Origin of the sequence: Actinoplanes palleronii, from assembly GCF_016862315.1 — a bacterium.
In the GTDB taxonomy this organism is placed as follows: Bacteria; Actinomycetota; Actinomycetes; order Mycobacteriales; family Micromonosporaceae; genus Actinoplanes; species Actinoplanes palleronii.
The window spans coordinates 1-16,569 of sequence record NZ_BOMS01000185.1 but is presented as its reverse complement, the minus strand read 5'-3'; the positions used below and the strand labels follow the sequence as shown (position 1 = coordinate 16,569).

At 67.5% G+C, this 16,569-nt stretch carries 17 protein-coding genes; 7 read left to right on the top strand and 10 right to left on the bottom strand.

Annotation, left to right across the window (positions count from 1 at the left end; all coding sequences use genetic code 11):
• Positions 1-6: 6 nt before the first annotated feature.
• From Apa02nite_RS48730 to Apa02nite_RS48715, 4 genes are read left to right on the top strand one after another with little or no spacing between them, the layout of a single operon-like run.
• Positions 7-339: a hypothetical protein gene (locus Apa02nite_RS48730; protein ID WP_203831234.1), complete on the top strand. Its 333-nt coding sequence runs from the start codon at positions 7-9 to the stop codon at positions 337-339.
• Complete coding sequence (locus Apa02nite_RS48725) at positions 336-779, top strand: MerR family transcriptional regulator (protein ID WP_203831233.1); 444 nt, start codon at positions 336-338, stop codon at positions 777-779. The genes Apa02nite_RS48730 and Apa02nite_RS48725 overlap by 4 nt, the downstream gene beginning before the upstream one ends.
• Positions 763-1,029: a hypothetical protein gene (locus Apa02nite_RS48720; RefSeq protein ID WP_203831232.1), complete on the top strand. Its 267-nt coding sequence runs from the start codon at positions 763-765 to the stop codon at positions 1,027-1,029. The genes Apa02nite_RS48725 and Apa02nite_RS48720 overlap by 17 nt, the downstream gene beginning before the upstream one ends.
• Positions 1,030-1,066: 37 nt before the next feature.
• A complete protein-coding gene (locus Apa02nite_RS48715; protein WP_203831231.1) occupies positions 1,067-1,411 on the top strand; it encodes a YnfA family protein in 345 nt (114 codons plus the stop codon).
• A 56-nt stretch (positions 1,412-1,467) separates the two neighbouring features.
• Here Apa02nite_RS48715 and Apa02nite_RS48710 read toward each other — a convergent pair whose 3' ends face one another.
• Positions 1,468-1,842 (bottom strand): ArsR/SmtB family transcription factor, encoded by a 375-nt coding sequence (locus Apa02nite_RS48710; RefSeq protein ID WP_203831230.1) that lies wholly within the window; start codon positions 1,840-1,842, stop codon positions 1,468-1,470.
• A gap of 447 nt (positions 1,843-2,289) precedes the next feature.
• Here Apa02nite_RS48710 and Apa02nite_RS48705 point away from each other — a divergent pair, with 447 nt between their 5' ends.
• Complete coding sequence (locus Apa02nite_RS48705) at positions 2,290-3,735, top strand: NAD(P)-binding domain-containing protein (RefSeq protein ID WP_239165111.1); 1,446 nt, start codon at positions 2,290-2,292, stop codon at positions 3,733-3,735.
• A gap of 61 nt (positions 3,736-3,796) precedes the next feature.
• Here the strand turns inward: Apa02nite_RS48705 and Apa02nite_RS48700 are convergent, their stop codons facing one another.
• The 9 genes from Apa02nite_RS48700 to Apa02nite_RS48660 form a co-directional block, all read right to left on the bottom strand.
• Complete coding sequence (locus tag Apa02nite_RS48700; protein ID WP_203831228.1) at positions 3,797-4,039, bottom strand: thioredoxin family protein; 243 nt, start codon at positions 4,037-4,039, stop codon at positions 3,797-3,799.
• Positions 4,040-4,052: 13 nt separating this feature from the next.
• A complete protein-coding gene (locus Apa02nite_RS48695; RefSeq protein WP_203831227.1) occupies positions 4,053-5,066 on the bottom strand; it encodes a permease in 1,014 nt (337 codons plus the stop codon).
• A 47-nt stretch (positions 5,067-5,113) separates the two neighbouring features.
• A complete protein-coding gene (locus tag Apa02nite_RS48690; protein ID WP_203831226.1) occupies positions 5,114-5,434 on the bottom strand; it encodes an ArsR/SmtB family transcription factor in 321 nt (106 codons plus the stop codon).
• A gap of 425 nt (positions 5,435-5,859) precedes the next feature.
• Positions 5,860-7,275 carry a tyrosine-type recombinase/integrase gene (locus tag Apa02nite_RS48685; protein ID WP_203831225.1) on the bottom strand — a complete coding sequence of 472 codons (1,416 nt, stop codon included), beginning with the start codon at positions 7,273-7,275 and terminating at the stop codon, positions 5,860-5,862.
• Positions 7,276-7,398: 123 nt separating this feature from the next.
• Positions 7,399-8,553: a hypothetical protein gene (locus Apa02nite_RS48680; protein ID WP_203831224.1), complete on the bottom strand. Its 1,155-nt coding sequence runs from the start codon at positions 8,551-8,553 to the stop codon at positions 7,399-7,401.
• A gap of 324 nt (positions 8,554-8,877) precedes the next feature.
• Positions 8,878-10,308 (bottom strand): argonaute/piwi family protein, encoded by a 1,431-nt coding sequence (locus Apa02nite_RS48675; protein WP_203831223.1) that lies wholly within the window; start codon positions 10,306-10,308, stop codon positions 8,878-8,880.
• Positions 10,305-11,657: a DUF4365 domain-containing protein gene (locus Apa02nite_RS48670; RefSeq protein ID WP_203831222.1), complete on the bottom strand. Its 1,353-nt coding sequence runs from the start codon at positions 11,655-11,657 to the stop codon at positions 10,305-10,307. The genes Apa02nite_RS48675 and Apa02nite_RS48670 overlap by 4 nt, the downstream gene beginning before the upstream one ends.
• A 324-nt stretch (positions 11,658-11,981) precedes the next feature.
• On the bottom strand, positions 11,982-12,347 hold the full coding sequence (locus Apa02nite_RS48665) for a hypothetical protein (RefSeq protein ID WP_203831221.1): 366 nt from the start codon (positions 12,345-12,347) through the stop codon (positions 11,982-11,984).
• Positions 12,348-12,643: 296 nt separating this feature from the next.
• A complete protein-coding gene (locus Apa02nite_RS48660) occupies positions 12,644-13,942 on the bottom strand; it encodes an IS630 family transposase (RefSeq protein ID WP_203831220.1) in 1,299 nt (432 codons plus the stop codon).
• Positions 13,943-14,028: 86 nt separating this feature from the next.
• Here Apa02nite_RS48660 and Apa02nite_RS48655 point away from each other — a divergent pair, with 86 nt between their 5' ends.
• Both Apa02nite_RS48655 and Apa02nite_RS48650 read left to right on the top strand, forming a co-directional pair.
• Positions 14,029-14,262, top strand: coding sequence for a hypothetical protein (locus Apa02nite_RS48655; RefSeq protein ID WP_203831219.1), 234 nt, complete (start codon positions 14,029-14,031; stop codon positions 14,260-14,262).
• A gap of 141 nt (positions 14,263-14,403) precedes the next feature.
• The coding region (locus tag Apa02nite_RS48650; protein ID WP_203831218.1) for an ATP-binding protein at positions 14,404-16,569 on the top strand (2,166 nt) is incomplete at its 3' end.

The window sequence follows — 16,569 nt, the reverse complement described above, 5'->3', positions numbered from 1 at the left end:
AACAGCATGACCACCGACGACCTGGCCTGGGCGCCCGAGGCGTGCACCCTGCCGACCGTGGACCGGCCGCTGCGGCTGGCCGAGTTCGACGACCTGTTCGCCACCGCGCTGCGCGGCCAGCAGCGGGTGTCGCCGACCCTGCTGCGGTGGCACGTCGACGTGGCCGCCGAGCCGGTCGCCCGGGATCTGACCGGACGGGAGAGCGGGTGCTGCTCGTTCTTCACCTTCTCCTTCGCGCCGGACGGCGACGCGGTGAGGCTCGACGTCGAGGTGCCGGACGCCCACGTCGCCGTCCTGGACGCACTCGCCGTACGGGCGGCCGCCGGAATGCCGACATGAGCGGGCTGCGTAGCAGCGAACTCGCCACCGCGGCCGGGGTGAACCCGCAGACGTTGCGCTACTACGAACGCCGGGGTCTGCTGGCCGAACCGGACCGCAGCCTCGGCGGGCACCGGATGTATCCGGCCGAGGCCGTCACCGTGCTGCGGGTGATCAAAGCGGCGCAGCGCCTCGGATTCACCCTCGACGAGGTCGCCGACCTGCTCGACACCGGCCGCCACCGGCACGGCACGAAACCCGATGCCGGCCTGCGGGCCCGCGCGCAGGCGAAGCTGACCGAGGTGCAGGCCAAGATCGACGACCTACAGGTCATCGCCGCGACCCTGCGCGCCGCCGTCGACGCCGGCTGCGACGACCTGGTCACCTGCGCCGGCCAGCCGTGCTGCCCGATCCCGTTCGCCACCATCGCCGTAGGAGACCCCGATGCCGACCGTCACTGACCGCGCCCGTCGGCTACTGCCGTCCAGCCTGACCGGCCTCGCCGCCACCGCTTGCGCGGCCTGCTGCCTGATCCCGCTGCTGCTGGCCGCCGGCGCGGTCTCCGGGGCGGGCTGGGCCGCCGCCGGGGCCTGGATGCCCGGCATCGCCGTCGCGCTCGCCGGCTTGGCCGGCGCCGCGTGGTGGTGGACCAGCCGCCGGCGGCACCGTGCCGGCTGCGGTGGCGACGGCTGCGCGTGCGGCACCCCGTGATCATGGGTTTTGCCCGGCTGTCGGTACGGTGCCGGGCGTGACCGTTCTGCGTTCCCTGCTGCTGTTCGTCCTGGCCGCGATCGCCGAGATCGGCGGGGCCTGGCTGATCTGGCAGGGCTGGCGCGAGAACCGCGGCCTGTGGTGGATCGCCGCCGGTGTGATCGCGCTCGGCGCGTACGGATTCGTCGCGACCTTCCAGCCCGATCCGAACTTCGGCCGGATCCTGGCCGCCTACGGCGGCGTCTTCGTCACCGGATCCTTGATCTGGGGCATGATCGTGGACGGATTCCGCCCGGACCGGTGGGACCTGATCGGCGCCGGCATCTGCCTGCTCGGCGTCGCCGTGATCATGTACGCCCCGCGCGGAGCCGTCGCCTCCTGACCCGTGTCATGGAGTCGAGTCGGAGCCCGCTCGGGCTGTCGGCGTTGCCGGGCGAATCAGGTGATCGCGGGCTCGTCGACGGCCAGCAGCGTGGCGAGCTGCCGCATCAGGCCCGGCCGGGCCCGGTAGTAGACCCAACTGGCCCGGCGTTCGGCGTCCACCAGACCCGCTTCGCGTAACACCTTCAGGTGATGCGAGATGGTGGTCCCGGAGAGCGTGAACGCCGGAGTGAGGTCGCAAACGCAGATCTCCCCGCCGGGCGCCGACGCGATCATCGACATCAGCTGCAACCGGATCGGATCGCCCAGCGCTTTGAACGCCTGCGCGAGGACACCGGCGGCCTGCGCGGGCACCCGATCCCGCGCCATCGGCGTACAGCAGGGCACCGCGTCGAGGACGATCGGCGGTGACGACACGGCTGGTTTCGACATGCGTCGAGGTTGACAGATGTCGAACCCGCATGCAAGGTGACTTCGACGAACTTCGGATTCGACAAATTTCGAATCCGTGTACGGTGGATCCCGCCGATCCGCTCTCCTACTCGAACCCACCGAGGAGTCCCCGCCATGAGTAGCGACGCTTCCACCACGGCCACCGCCGGGCAGGACCCGTGCTGCGGCACCGCCGAAGCCGCAGCCCACGCCGACGCCTGCTGCGCACCGGCCGCCAAGACCGAAGCGGTCGCCGACGGCGCGAGCTGTTGCGCCCCGACCGCCCAGGCCGCGCCGGCCGAGACACAGGAGGCCGGCTGCTGCGGCCCGGCCGGCACCACCGGCGCCGTGGAACTGCTGCCCACACCTGCCGCCCGCCCCGCGCCGGTCGTCGAGGGGCAGCCGGAGCAGTCACCGGTCGTGGTGATCGGTGCCGGACCGGTGGGCATGGCCGCCGCCGCCCACCTGCATGAACAGGGTCTGCCGTTTCTGGTCCTGGAAGCCGGTGACCAGGTCGGCGCGTCAGTGCGGCAGTGGGCGCACGTCGGCCTGTTCAGCCCCTGGCGCTACGACATCGACACCGCCGCCCGCCGGCTGCTCGACGCCGCCGGCTGGGCTGCCCCCGACGACGAAACCCTGCCCACCGGCAGCCAGCTCCTCGAGGAATACCTCCAGCCCTTCGCCAAGCTCCCCGAGATCGCCGCGCACCTGCGGTTCAACGCCCCAGTGACCGCGATCAGCCGGGTCGGCGCCGACCGGGTGCGCACCGCCGGCCGCGCCGACCTGCCGTTCGTCATTCGGCTTGCCGACGGCACCGAGATCACCGCCAGCGCGATCATCGACGCGTCCGGCACCTGGCGCACCCCGAACCCGCTCGGCGCCAACGGCCTGCCCGCCCACGGCGAACCCGACGCCGGTGCGCTGATCGACCACGCGCTGCCCGACGTGCTCGGCGCCGCCCGCGACGCCCACGCCGGAAAGCACACCATCGTCGTAGGCTCCGGGCACTCCGCCGCGAACACCCTGCTCGACCTGGCCCGCCTCGCCGAAACCACCCCCGGCACCCGGATCACCTGGGCCGTGCGCGGTGGCTCCGCCAGCCGCGCGTTCGGCGGTGAGGACGCCGACGAGTTGCCCGCCCGAGGCGCCCTCGGCAGCGGCCTGCGGATGCTGGTCGACTCCGGCCAGGTCGCCCTGGTCACCGGCTTCGGCGTCCACACCGTCCGCCGCACCGCAGACGGCGTCGAACTGGTCGCCGCCGACGGACGCACCGTGAGCGCCGACCGGGTCGTATCGGCCACCGGGTTCCGCCCCGACCACGGCATCGCCGGCGAGTTGCGCCTGGACCTCGACCCGATCCTGGGCTGCACCCGTACCCTGGCCGACCTGATCGACCCGAACGAGCACTCGTGCGGCACCGTCACCCCGCACGGCTACCGCGAGCTCGGCCAGCCCGAACCGAACTACTACGCGGTCGGCATGAAGTCCTACGGCCGCGCCCCGACGTTCCTGATGGCCACCGGCTACGAGCAGGTCCGCTCGATCGCCGCCGCTCTCGCCGGTGACTTCGAGGCCGCCGACGACGTGCGGCTCGACCTGCCCGAAACCGGGGTGTGCAGCACCAACCTCGTCGCGGAGAACGCCGCCCGGGAGATCGCCGCCCGCTTCGGACTGACCCCTGACGTCCCGATCGCCCTCGCCACCGCCACCATGGCGCTGCTGCCGACCGCGGCCAGCACCGGCGACGCGGTCCGGGCCGCCGCCGCACAGATCGGCCTCGACCCGGAGACCGCGTTGCAGATCGCGGCCCTGACCGAACAGCCCGGCGCCCTGCCCAGCGTCGCCGGACTGATCAGCCTCACCTCCCCCGACGGCGGTAGCTGCTGCGCGTGAGCTCACCCACCCATCGGCTTTATCGAATTATTTCAGTACGTTCCGGAATGAACCGCCCGGCTCAGGCGGCTGCGGTGGTCAGCAGATCACGGAGTTGAGCCGCGGTAGGGACTCGTCCGGCGAGTACGACATGGTCGTCGACGACGAGGGCGGGTGTGTTCATGACGCCGTAGCCGGCGATGGTGGGATAGTCGGTCACGTTGCTGACCTCAGCCGTCAAGTGCAGGTCGGTGAGCGCGTCGCGCGTGAGTCTCTCCAGCGCGTGGCAGTTGGCGCAGCCGGGTCCGAGGATTTTGATGAACATGGTGTCCTGCCTTTCAGAGGATGGCGTTGAACAGGTAGCCGGTGGCCACGATGCCGGTGGCGACCGCGCCGACGAAGGCAGCCAGCAGCGGTGGTTTGAGGACGCGGCGCAGCAGGATCAGCTCGGGGAGCGAGAGCGCGACGACGCTCATCATGAACGCCAGGACGGTGCCGATCGCCATGCCTTTGGCGTACAGAACCTCGACCAGCGGCAGGATGCCGGCGGCGTTGGAGTACAGCGGCACCCCGATCGCCACGGCGACCAGCGGGCCGAACGGGTTGTCCGGGCCGGCGACCCGGGTGAAGAAGTCCGCCGGGGCCCAGCCGTGGATCACCGCGCCCAGCCCGATCCCGGCGAGCAGATACGGCCACACTTTGCGCAGGATCGTGGCTACTTCCTCACGGCCCATGACGACACGGTCTGACCGGGTCAGTCGCTGTCCCGGCAGGATGGCCGTGCCACGCAGGGTGGTCTGGTAGACGAAGTCCTCTACCCAGCGCGCCGGGCTTACCCGGCCGAGGACATATCCGGCGAGAGTGGCGATGACCAGTCCGGAGAGCACGTAGAGAACGGCAATGCGGGCGCCGAACATGCCGTAGAGCAGCACCACGGCGACTTCGTTGATGAGCGGGCTGGCGATCAGGAACGACAGGGTGACGCCGAGGGGAACACCGGCGGCGACGAAGCCGATGAACGCCGGCACCGCCGAGCAGGAGCAGAACGGTGTGGCGACACCCAGCCCGGCGGCGGCGAGGTTCGCCACGCCTTCACGGCGCCCACCCAGCAACGCGCGGGTGCGTTCCAGGCTCAGGTACGAGCGGGCGATCGTGACCACGAAGATGATGCCGGTGAGCAGCAGCAGGATCTTGACGCTGTCGTAGAGGAAGAAGTGCACGCCCGAGCCCAGCCGGGATCCTTCGTCCAACCCCAGCCAGTCGTAGACGATCAGGTCCCACCACGGCCGGTTCAGCTGATAGGCGACCAGCCACAAGCTGGCCGCGGCCGCCAGCATCGCACCCTTTGCCACAGGACGCCGCCAACCACCCACTGTCGGCGCGGGGATCGATCCGGTGGTCATCGTGACCTCCCAGCGAAGGTGGGAAGTGCGGCCGCAAGCCGGTGGGCCGCATCGTCAGCGATGGTGTAGTCGATCCAGCGGCCCCGCCGCCGGGCGCTCACCAGGCCTGCTTCACGCAGCACCTTGAGGTGGTAGGACAGCAGGTTCGGTGCTACCGCCGCGACTGGCTGCAGATCACAGACGCATCGGGTCCGGCCGTCAGCCAGGTGGGTGAGCAGCCGCCACCGCACCGGGTCGGCGACCACGCCCAGCAACACCGTCGATTCGACAGGGCTTGCTGCAATCGCCGTTGAAGTGTTCACCACTTCACCGTCCACCCGGTTCTCCAGACCGCGTAGAGACCACCGACCCCCTACGAAGGGCTGATGGACTTGCTGGCTGACCGGACATCGTCCCACCGGGCGGGCGCCTTCTGCCACGGTCGCTGTCGGCAACGGACTTTGGTGCCAACGCGGGGTGGTGGGCGTCGGCGGCGTCGGGGATGGTGATCCGTGGGTGATCGGATGTCGGCGACCGTTTCAGTACGGACGCGACTGAATCAGCACGCTCGTGCGGCAGCTCTCGATCGATAAAGTGGCCGAATCGCGCACTCGGCGCTCTACGGATCAGAAGGTTAGGGGTTCGAGTCCCTTCGGGCGCACTTGATCGACAGAGGCCTGAACTGCGGAGACGCGGTTCAGGCCTTTCTCGTTGTCCGGCCTTTGTAGAGGTTGGGTGGCGTGTGGGTGACACATGGGTGTCGTTACTTTCCGTGACGGAACGGGTTGCGGCTGCTTCGTGACCTGCGGCTTCGCTTTTTGCCAGTGGGCCGTTGCCCGGAAGGTGTTTCTTTTTCGACGCGGCCTGTGGGCCGGTTCTTCGCGGCCTTTTCCTTGATGCGTTTGCGGGTGTGCCGGGCCGCGGCCAGGACGAGAGCGGCGGTCGCGTCGGCGCAGCGGCGCTGGGAGTCGGGCAGGACGCTGGTGTAGGTGTCGGCGGTGACCACGATGCTGGAGTGCCCGAGCAGATCCTGAAGGGTCTTCAGGTCCGCGCCGGCTTCGTGGGCGAGGGAGGCGGCGCCGTGCCGGAGGTCGTGGAGCCGGACCGGTGGTAGGCCGGCGCGGTTGGTGAGGATCCGGAACCGGGTAGTGGCGTAGCTCGGATTGATCGGTTCACCGTCCTTGCGAGTGAAGACGTAACCGGAGTCGACGCATATCTGGTTGTTGCCGTGCCGTTTGTCGCGGTGGGCGAGCTGGCGGCTGCGGTGCGCCCGCAGGACCGCGACGGTGTGCTTGTCCAGAGCCACGGCCCGACGCCCGGCGGCGGTCTTGGGTTCGCCCTCGACCACGGTGTAGCCGGCGGTGGTGCGCTGGCATTCGACGAACAACAGCCCGCGGTCGAGGTCGACGGCCGCCCACCGCAGGCCGCAGAGCTCACCACGCCGGAGGCCGCGTAGCGCGGCGAGCCACCAGAACGCGAACAGCGAGTCCTCGACGTTGGCCTCCAGGAACGCGGCGAGTTGCGCGGCGGTCCATACCGCGACCGCCGGATGCTCTCCGGTGAGTTCCCAGTGCTCGACACGGCCTTCGGTCCAGACCTGGGCATGCGGGCGCCGGTAGCCGACGATCTCGATGTGCCGAGCCGGGTTGCTGCCGATCAGCTCCTCTCGGACAGCCAGGTTCAGCGCCGCCCGCAGCGTGGTACGCAGATGGTTGAGCGCCGACGGCGACTGCGGCTTGCCCTTACTGTTGGTGGTCTGGGCGATTTCGGCGAACACGGCCCGCAGCAGCGGCCCGTCCAGGTCGGAGAGCCGGTAGTGGCCGAGCCGGGGGATCAGGACGAGTTCAACGTCGCGGGTGTAATGCAGCCGTGTCGTCGGCCGGATCCGGGTGCGGGTGTCAAGCCAGCGCCGTAGCCACCGCTCGACGGTCCAACCGTCCCCGGTGCGCCGGGCGGCGCTGTCGGCCAGGCAGTCCTCCCTCGCCGCCCGGGCAGCGACCTGGGAGACGAACCCACCGCGTCGGATCCGCTCGGAGCGGCCGTACAGGTTCGGTGCCGAGCACTGGAAGTACCAGGAACCGTGACCGCGCTCGGGCAGCAGCGGACAGTTCTGCTCCAACCGTTTGCCCTGCTGGTTGCGGCATCCGCATCTTTTGAAGGTCTTGTTCGTGCTGGCCATGGCTGCCCTCCACCGTCGCGCTCGTTGTATCGAGCGTGATGCCTACGGCTACCTCGGAGGATTCCCCGGGAGAGGGACATCGGATTGCCAGCCGGATTGGCGTCGACATCTGCTCCGTCGGACTCAGGGCGTCAGATCGATGTCCCAGAGTTTGGCGTCGGTGCGGTGCCAGAGGCTTTGCGCGGCGTGGTCATACCCGTATCCCAACCCGAGGACAAGCCGAAGCATCCCGGCAGCCGGATCGCCAGGCGAGCGCCGAAGCTCGATCACTTGGAATGCGGTCACGCTCTCGCTGTTAAGTGACTTCAATCTCTTCACTGCCCTGGCGCGATCCGCCTCAAGATCCGCTGAGTTTGCCGGGATCGGCGCGAAAAGCCACGGCTCGATGTGCGGACGGAAAGCCTTGTGCACCGCTGGCAGGACGTCGAGAACCAAATTATCGAGGTCCTTGCCCTGCGCCGGCGGGATGACGACCAGCGTGACCTTGAGCGGCACAAGCATGGATTCCCACCGCAGCCATCTACGGTGGTACTCAGTGAGGGACACCTCCACACGCGACTTGAATGCCGCCCGCTCGGCGCCCGTTTGTGGCAGTGGCGGCAGGGAGATCGAAAACGGAGACCGCAGGACATTGCCCCAATGAGTCGCAGCGTGCTGGACCTTCACCTCCTCGAGTTTCTGAGCGTTCGCCGAAGCCGGCCTCTGAGTCGATGACCGCGTAGCGATCTTGCGTGTGCCGACGGAGAGGGCTAGATCAACAAGCTGGTCCATGGAGATCAAAGCCGACTTCTGCGCGTTCTCCACGTTCCGGAAGGCACCCCACCTTGCGAAGAAGTCGTTGATCCGGTTCTGAACCGAATCCGCACCTGGCGGAGGAAGGTGAGTATCCCACTCCTCAAACCGGTCGACTTCCGGATAGTCGTCCTCATCCATAACCTCGTCGAGCACGAAGTCACCGACCTCATGGCGTGACCGAAGATCTCTCATTACCCGGAGATCCTCAAGCGCGTCGCGTAGCGGTTGGGCGAAGACTCGTAGGCCTGCGGCGGACTCGTCGCGCGGACTGTCCGGTCCTGGCCAGCGTTGGCGGAGGGTGACGTGAAGGAGCTTGATCTGCCGATCGTCGCGGTAGAGACAGGGGTCGTGACGGAGTCTCGGATCACTCTGGCGCTGGGTCTCTCCTAGGACGTCGAGAGCCCACTTCGTCATGTGGTGGATCGCTGCTGGCGTTTTCCGCGCGGAGGAGAACTCCAAGTCGAGAGCGACGTACCCGGTCATTGCTCGATGCCTCATGCGGCGAAGTTGATCGGCGACCTGGCGGCGGTACAACGACTCCGCTGCTGTGCCGCGTCGACCCTTCTGCTCCGGCTCTCCTTCGAGGTCGAGTCGCCGAGCACGTAGTCGGCGCCGCGGAACCTGGTGCGGCCACGCCTCGGGCGAAGACCAGAACCCGTTCCCAGAGGCATACCTAGCCATCTCGTGAAGGTACTCGTCTTGAGGACTGACGACGTTTTCCGTGCGTACTGGGGCCTGCCGCCCAGCGTGCGCCGTTGCCGATGCGAAATGTCACGCGGATTTGTTCTTTTGCTCGTGGTCGTTCGGCTACATGTAGAAGGCGTAGCGGCTCTGGGGCCGGTCGTGCGGCTCGAGGTGGCGCAGGATTTCGCCGACGCGGTTGGCGGTGCGCAGGGTGATAGGCGTTTTGCCGTCGAGCTGGGTCTGGTTCCAATTCATCTTGGTCAGCGCGAGGAGTTCCTCCGCGAGATGTTCGGGGCTGGACTCGGCTTCGACGAGGCGAAACGGCAGCGGCGTGGGGACGTACATGCCGGGGTAGGTGCTGTAGAAGGGGACGCTGCCGCGGGTGTAGAGGAGGTGCCGGGACTTGTCGAGGGACAGCATCGTGCCGCGTAGCGGTGGATGGTCGGCGGGACGGTACAGGCGTACGGGGTCGCTGGCAGGGAGCCAGAGCAGTTCGACGATGTCGATGCCGCAGGCATCGGCGGCGGCCCGGAACCCGGTGATCTCGTCGGTGGTGTAGGACGACGACTTGTGGAGCACGACGCGGGCGGGCAGCGTCCGGTGCTCGCTGCGGTAGCGGCCGAGCGCGTCAGTGAGCAGTTTCTGGGCGTCGTCGCGGCTCAGATGGGGTTGCCGGTCGTGGCGTGACACTTTGGCGGGGGCGCCGCGGACGATGACGCCGTCGCCGCGCTGGTTGAAGACTTGGGCGACGCTGGTCTCCAAGGTGGTGCTATCGCCGCTGCGGTAGAAGGTGATGCCGACGTAGCAGCTGGTCAAGTCGCTGGCGTCGCGGGGAAGCCGCCACGGCACGCCGCCGGCCTTGTAGTACAGCGCGGTGTGCAGGTTCCATGCCCGGGTCGCTTCGTCCTGCACGCGCGGCTTGTCGCCGCTGACCGGTTTGAAGCCGGGGTCCCAGGTGGTCCTGCGGATGATCTGGATCGGGAAGCGGTACCGCATGGCGCGGGCTTTGAGTAGGGCCCGGAAGTCCTCGACAGGTTCGGCCGGCGGCGCCTTCTTCCACGGCGCGTCCGGGTCGGTCTCCCGGGTGGGCCGTTCGGCGAGTTCATCGGGCCGGGCGATGAGCACGACGTCGCAGCCGGGCTCTTCATCAAGGATGGCGAGTTCGGCGAGGTACAGCTCGACCGCTGCCGTGACAGCGTCCTGGGCCTTGAGCCCTTGAAGCTGTCGCAGGTCACGCTCACGGATCGTGCGTTCCAGGCGGGAGTCCCAGTCGAAAGAGGACCGGAACCCGGCGCTGGGCTCGAAGCCGGGGAACGGGACGAACAGGTGCCCGAGGCGGCTGTCCTTGGCCTCGATCGGGCTGCTGCATCTGTCGAGCCAGCGGCGCAGTCCCTGCACGGCGGCCGGAGTGCCGACGATGCCGGCTCGGATGGTCCGTACCGCGGTGTTGGTGGCGTCAGCTGGGCCGTAGTCGGTGATCCCGTGGCGCGGGTCGACATGCCGGGCGCCCGCACTGAACTCCAGGTTGGGTTCGTCGAGAATGGTGAGCTTCATCGGGGCACCTCGAACAGGGCAAGCTCTGCCGGGTCGCTGTCGGCCAGGGAATCAGTGGCGGGCTCCGTGTCCTCGGCCGGCTCCCGCGGATCGACCTTCCAGGCCTTGTCGTCGATGCCCTTGTCGGTCTCGAAGGTCTGCAGCGTTCCGTAGGTCAGGATGGTGTCGCGGAAGTCGAGGGTGTTGTCGTCGCCGTGCAAGTAATGCGCCCACATCCGGGTCTGGTGGTAGACCGCCGGGTTGCGGTCGAGGCGCTTGATGCCGGCAAGGTAGTCCGACAGGAAGAGCGAGTCGCGGTACCCGTCGCGGGTGTAGTGGTAGCTCGGCACGAGCGCGCAGTACCAGGCGCTGTCGATGTCGATGAACTGCCATTCCAGGGCGGCGTGCAGGCAGTAGCTGACCTGGGTGGGGTCGGTTTTCTTGTACTTCGGGGTGAAGACCTGCCGGGGGCGGCCACTCGCGCTGCGGATGCTCCTGACGCTGAGGTCCGGCGTCGCCCGCCAGTAGATGATCTTCCGCCCGCCGTGCCAGGCGCAGTCGGCGGTGACGTCGGAGCGCAGCGCGTTGTTCAGCAGTTGCACCAGCCAGCGCTGCCGCGTCTCGTCGCCGGATCCGGCCCACTGCGAGACTGCCATCTGTTCCACTGGTCCGGTGATGAGTTTGCTGAGAGCGGACAGTTCCGGAGGGCGCCAGGTGTAGATCCGGCCGGCGCGCAGGATGAAGTCCTCCGCGAAAGGCTTGTCGGCGTGTTGGGTGCGCTGGCGGCTGAAGACGTCGCGCGGGTCCTGGGTGTTGATGGCGGCGTGGTAGATGGTCGTCGGGATGGTGACCGGGAGCAGGTTGCTGGTGAGCGTCTCGTGGCGGTCCCCGGCGACCGGGGTATGAGCGTCGCCGTGCGGATCGGCGAGGGCAAGGAGCCGATGAGCTGCCGAGCGATCGAACTTCTGGGTGTTCTTGTCGAACTCGATGCGGCCGGACGCGCGGTTCGCGGGGTCAGCGAACCACTGCTGGACGTGCATCCACCAGGCTTCCCCGGATTCCGGGTGCGAGCACACGAGCAGAACTGGAACGGGCGCACTCATCCAGTACGTGACGTCGGCGGGACTGCACAGGAAGTGAAAGCCGTCGTCGTTCTCGCCGGGGAAGCGCCGCTCGCCCTTGCCCTTACTCTGGACGAACAGGGTCCGGTTGGCGACCTCGCCGGTGACGGGATTGCGCAGCTCGATCTCGCCGTCGATGCCGGCGTCGGTCTTCCGCTCGTGCCAGACGAAGCCCATCTCATAGACGCGCTGGTGGATCAGTGCGATGGCACCGTCACCCGTGTGGGCGCTCTTGTCGACTTTCTTCAACAGGTCGTCCTCTTTGCGTGCCGCGCTTGACGTCCATGCATGACCGAGCTGAAGTACCGGACTCGGCGGGCGCCGCGGAGTCTTGCGACCACCATAGGGCTGGGGTACGACAAGTCCGGCTCACGTCTTTCAGGCGAGGATTAAGATCGTCTATGGACTCGTTGTTCGAGATTATGTTCGTGGACGGTGCATCCGCATCAGCTCGTCTCGGGCTGACCGAGAAACGCGGTGAGCTTGGCGCTTGATGCCGTGCGGTAGGCGGACCTTCACCTCACGTGTGCCATTAGGGCCATCCGGTGGGGCATGGCGTGCCTTCGAGCGGTATCACTCGTGGATGTAGTTGATCGACGCGGTTAGCACCGTCCCGGCTGCAAGCGACGTGTGCAATTCGGCGTCTCGGGCGCGGACGTCATAGCCGACTTCCGTAGCGCCGGGAGGTCGCCGAACTCCGAGCTGGCCGCCGTACAGCACGAGGACCTTGCCGCGAGCGTGGGCGGCGGCGCGCCATTGCGGGTCAGCCGCGTGCATGAATCCGGCCAGCAGGGTTCCGGTGGGATCCAGTAATTCGTATCGCGTGCCGTCTCGGAAGCTCCACCTGTCGGCTGTTTCCGGGATGCGGCCGGGCTGGCCGTACTCGAGTCCGAGCTTGCGGGCAATCTCCTCCGCGAGCAGGTAGATGCCTCCGTTCATCCCCAGTGCTCGAAAGTTCACGAGTTCTACGAGGGCGACCGGCCACCACTCACTGGGATCGGCAGGAGAACTACGGTCGACCGGCCGGTGGGTAAGGGTCCGAAGTGTTGGATCTCGAGTCAGCAGGAGCCGGCCCTCGGCCTCGGTTTCCTCCAGGGCCAGCCGAATCGCCGTACTGATGTCAGGCGCCTGGGGATCCTCGTCGGCGACAAGACCGCCCAGCGGGACGGATCTGCGACCTGGCGACGGTGCTGGGCGCCGCCGCTTAGTGGTCCACTCCGTAAGTTCTTCGGGGGTTATGCGGCGTGGGCCAGTCCGGCAGGCTGGTGGTCGCAGCCGGGAGGTTGTTGGAGGTTCTGCTCTTTCTGTTCGTGTCGCTCGATCCGGGCCATGAGGTCCTCGAGGTCGGCCGGGGTGAACTTCCATCTGAAGGGCCGGGCGGTCGCGTTGTAGTGCTGCTCGAAGGCGGTGAGTCGGTCTTCGACCTGGTCAAGGCTGGTGAAGTCGTTGGGTGTGACGACCTTGCGTTGGACGATCGAGAAGAAGATCTCCACTTGGTTCAGCCAGGAGGCGTGGGTCGGGGTGTGGACCATGACGGCGTTCGGGAACCGTTTCGTGAGGCGGCCGATCGCGGCTTGGCCGCGGTGCGAGGAGCCGTTGTCGACGACCCAGAACACCCGCTTGGCCGATGCGTAGGGTTCTTGGGTCATGACCTTCTCGACCAGGGTCATGAACGGGATGATCCCGGTCTTGGCCGAGCAGTGGGAGAAGACGTGGGCCTGGTGGACGTCGTAGGCGGCCAGGTAGGCCAAGGCGCCGCCGCGCTGGTATTCGTGGTTGACCCGCATCATGCGGGCGACGCCGGGTGCCAGGGTGGGGTGGCAGCGGCAGCGGGCCTGGATGCTGGTTTTCTCGTCGCTGGAGACGACGTATTCGTCGACGCCGAGCGGTTCGCCGTCGTAGGTGCGGGCGTAGAGGTCGAGTACCCGGCTGGCTTTGGTGGCGAAGTCCGGGTCGCGGATGAAGATCCAGGACTGGTGCTGCCAGGGCTTGATGGTGTCGGCGGCGAGGATCCGTCGGATCGTGGACGCGGAGATTGCCGGCACGAGGCCGCGGGCGATGGCCTCGTGCGCCAGGTCCGGGCAGCTCCACCGCGACAAGGGAACCGCGAGTTCGGCGGGCAGCTGGCAGGCCATCGCTTTGACCTCGGCGACTTGCACGGGTGTGAACCGCGGTGGTCTGCCGGTCCGGCGCCGGTCGGCCAGGCCGGGCAGGCCTTCGTCGGCGTAGCGTCCGCGCCAGTAGCGCACGGTGTCGATGTGCACCTGCTGACGGGCGGCGATCTTGGTGTTGGAGTAGCCGTGAGCGGCGTCGCGGATGATCCGGGCGCGGATGACCTGCTGATATGCGGCGGCGTGGGAGTAGGCCAGGGCTTTGAGCTTTCGCCGGTCGGTGGGGGTCAGCGTGATCTGGCGTGCGCGGGGCACAGGCACGGACGAGCCTTCACGGATTGATCTTGTGTCGGGCTCGGGCGAGGCTGCCGTGTCATGTGCCGCCGCGGATATCGACACGCCGCAGGGCAGGATGTGATCCATGCCCGCGATTCCCGAGTCCACCAAAGATTTCTCTGGCGCAGCGGCTGCGTGAGCACGCGAAGCTGAAGTGGCCGCAGCTGACCGCGGTGGACGTTCGTTACCGCGGCCAGTTCGCGTACGTCACCGGTGAACTGACCGACGGCGACCAGATGCCATTGATGCGGCTGCGCTACGGCGGATCCGCACACCGCTGGGGCACCGCGATCTACGTGGCCAGCAGCAACAGCTACGAAAGCCAGGTCTGGTTCAGCGGCAGCACCGAAGAAGCCTTCGACTTCGTCTGCGACATCCACATCGGCACCATCACCCCCAAACCCTGACCGGCCCCGTCACTCGTCAACCCCCGATGGACTTCCGGCTCGGACCACTTAGCCGGCCGCTTCCTGCTCTTGGGCACGCGACCTGTCCACCTCTGTCCGCGACTCGGATCCGATGTTCGCCAGAGTACCTATCATGCCCTGGTGAGCGAGATACCCGCGTCAGGAGCCGGTCTGTACCGAGACGTGCACAACACGGCTCCGCCGACCCGCGCCCGTTTCGAGTTCCAGGACGCGTGTGTCGCGCTTCGATGCATCCATAACCTCCTGCAGTCGTCTCCCGTTGTCGGCGTCGCGTTGGAGTGGTCGACTGATTACATTCTGTTGACCAAGGGCGGACATTGGGAATTGGTCTCGGTCAAGCATCGTGATCCAGGTCAAAACGACTGGAGCTATGCGGAGCTGAAGAAGGAGAACGTGCTCCGCGACCTGCACGCCGTCTGGAAGCAGATGGGTGAGGTAGGCGAGTACGTCTTCGAGTCGAACCGTGGGTTCAGCCAGACGGCGAAGCCGTTTGTCATCGACGCGACGCACCCGGAGGCCGATCACCGGGACGTGGGGATTCTCGCCCGTGATCTCGGGATCGATGGTGACGAGGCAGGCCGGTTTCTCGATCACCTTCGTTTGCGGCGGCAGCCGCTGCCGGACCGTTCATCAATCGATTCGGTTGCGACCATCGACTTGCAGTCGGTGATGACCGAGCTCGGCCTTGATCCGATGCGGGCGGCAGACGCGTACCAGGCGATCGCCGCCAGGATCGCCGCGGCATCGACACAACGGCCGCTCTCCCCGAAGGCGCGAGTCGATCGGATGACGGGCTTGATGCGCGATGTGGCGGCCCGCACCGGGCCGAGCCTCGCCGAGCACTACATCCCCATCGCCGATCTTCGCCGCCTGGTCCAGGAGATCGGCACCATCGCGCCCCGCGCCACTCTGGCCGTCGATCCGCTCTTCGTCGGCCGCACTACCCTGATGGGCATGCTGGACAGCCACCTCGGCCTGGGCAGCGACCAGGCGGTAGCGCCGGTGGTGCTGTCCGGGATACCCGGAATCGGCAAGTCCGCACTCGTGCGCCAGTACGCCGCGACACGCAGCACGAAAATCGAAGCTTGGGTGGTGCCCGCCGACTCCCGGGCAGCGTTGGCCCAGGGCCTATACGAGATTGGCGGCGGCGCTCCTCGCCCTGTTGAACGAGAAACGGGTGACAGGGCTTCGGCCTCAGCCGCCCAGGCGCCATTGCCGGAGGATCCGTACCTCCTGCTGATCATCGACGGGGTGACGGACCCCGCGACCACCAACGGGCTGATTCCGCGGCGCTCACTGACGCGTTTCGTCATCACTTCCACCGCGACTCACCTCGATGATGCGTTCGTCCACCTCCAGGTCGACCCGCTCGATCAAGCGGACAGCGTCGCCTACCTGTACTCCGTGCTCTCCGACGAGAGCCCGGACATGCTGGCCGAGGTCGCTCAGGTATTTGCCGGCCACCCTCTGGGTCTGGTGCAAGCGGCCAGCTACTGCCGCAGCCAGCGCATCTCCGCTTCGGGATATCTCCAGCGTGTCGCCGCCGCCCAGGTGCCGCTGCTGGACCTGGGCCGGGCGGCCGATCATCCGACGCCGACGGCAACAGCGATCCGTGAACTCTTCAGAATCGCGGTCGAATCGGAGCCGGCCGTCATCCCGCTCGCGGTCGCGATGGCCTGTGCTGCCCCGGAACCCTTGCCCGAGATGGTCTTCGAACGCCAGATTCTTGTTCAGTCTGAAGACGGCGAACCGTCGCCGGCGGAAACCCAACTCGTCTCCCTGACAGATGTCTTGGTCCGGGACCGAGCCGTTGCCGCCTTGCACCAGTCCAGCCTGGTAGTCCGCGAGCGCGATGAGCTGCACATCCACCCGCTCGTGCAATCAGTCATCAAGGACACGATGCCTGCCGGGGACCGGGCCGCGTGGGCGCGGGCATGCCTCGTGCTGCTCCTGCACGCCGCGAACACAGATCAAGATGACTCTTTCACGGCGAGCAGCAGTAGACGATTCGGAGCGCACATCGCTGCCTGCGTCGAGTACGCGATCTCCGAAGAGTCAGATCCCTACATGGTTTTTGTGGCGTTGGGCTGGCTGGGGATGTGGCAGCTACGCTCCGGGGATCTGCACATCGCGGTCTCCTACCTGACCAGATCTGTTGAGGTGGGCAGGCGGGTGACGCTTGATGAGGGGATCAACGAGGTCCTCGCGCGTCTGGCGACTGCCCAGCGCATGGCCGGGATGGTCGACGAATCGTTGGCCACGGTCGACGAATGGGTCCGGGTGTCT

Bases quoted from the DNA above. Each gene is read 5' to 3' on its own strand.
- Apa02nite_RS48730 (WP_203831234.1), top strand. From the start codon at position 7: ATGACCACCGACGACCTGGCCTGGGCGCCCGAGGCGTGCACCCTGCCG.
- Apa02nite_RS48725 (WP_203831233.1), top strand. From the start codon at position 336: ATGAGCGGGCTGCGTAGCAGCGAACTCGCCACCGCGGCCGGGGTGAAC.
- Apa02nite_RS48720 (WP_203831232.1), top strand. From the start codon at position 763: ATGCCGACCGTCACTGACCGCGCCCGTCGGCTACTGCCGTCCAGCCTG.
- Apa02nite_RS48710 (WP_203831230.1), bottom strand. From the start codon at position 1,842: ATGTCGAAACCAGCCGTGTCGTCACCGCCGATCGTCCTCGACGCGGTG.
- Apa02nite_RS48705 (WP_239165111.1), top strand. From the start codon at position 2,290: ATGGCCGCCGCCGCCCACCTGCATGAACAGGGTCTGCCGTTTCTGGTC.
- Apa02nite_RS48700 (WP_203831228.1), bottom strand. From the start codon at position 4,039: ATGTTCATCAAAATCCTCGGACCCGGCTGCGCCAACTGCCACGCGCTG.
- Apa02nite_RS48685 (WP_203831225.1), bottom strand. From the start codon at position 7,275: ATGGCCAGCACGAACAAGACCTTCAAAAGATGCGGATGCCGCAACCAG.
- Apa02nite_RS48680 (WP_203831224.1), bottom strand. From the start codon at position 8,553: ATGACCGGGTACGTCGCTCTCGACTTGGAGTTCTCCTCCGCGCGGAAA.
- Apa02nite_RS48675 (WP_203831223.1), bottom strand. From the start codon at position 10,308: ATGAAGCTCACCATTCTCGACGAACCCAACCTGGAGTTCAGTGCGGGC.
- Apa02nite_RS48665 (WP_203831221.1), bottom strand. From the start codon at position 12,347: ATGAACGGAGGCATCTACCTGCTCGCGGAGGAGATTGCCCGCAAGCTC.
- Apa02nite_RS48660 (WP_203831220.1), bottom strand. From the start codon at position 13,942: ATGGATCACATCCTGCCCTGCGGCGTGTCGATATCCGCGGCGGCACAT.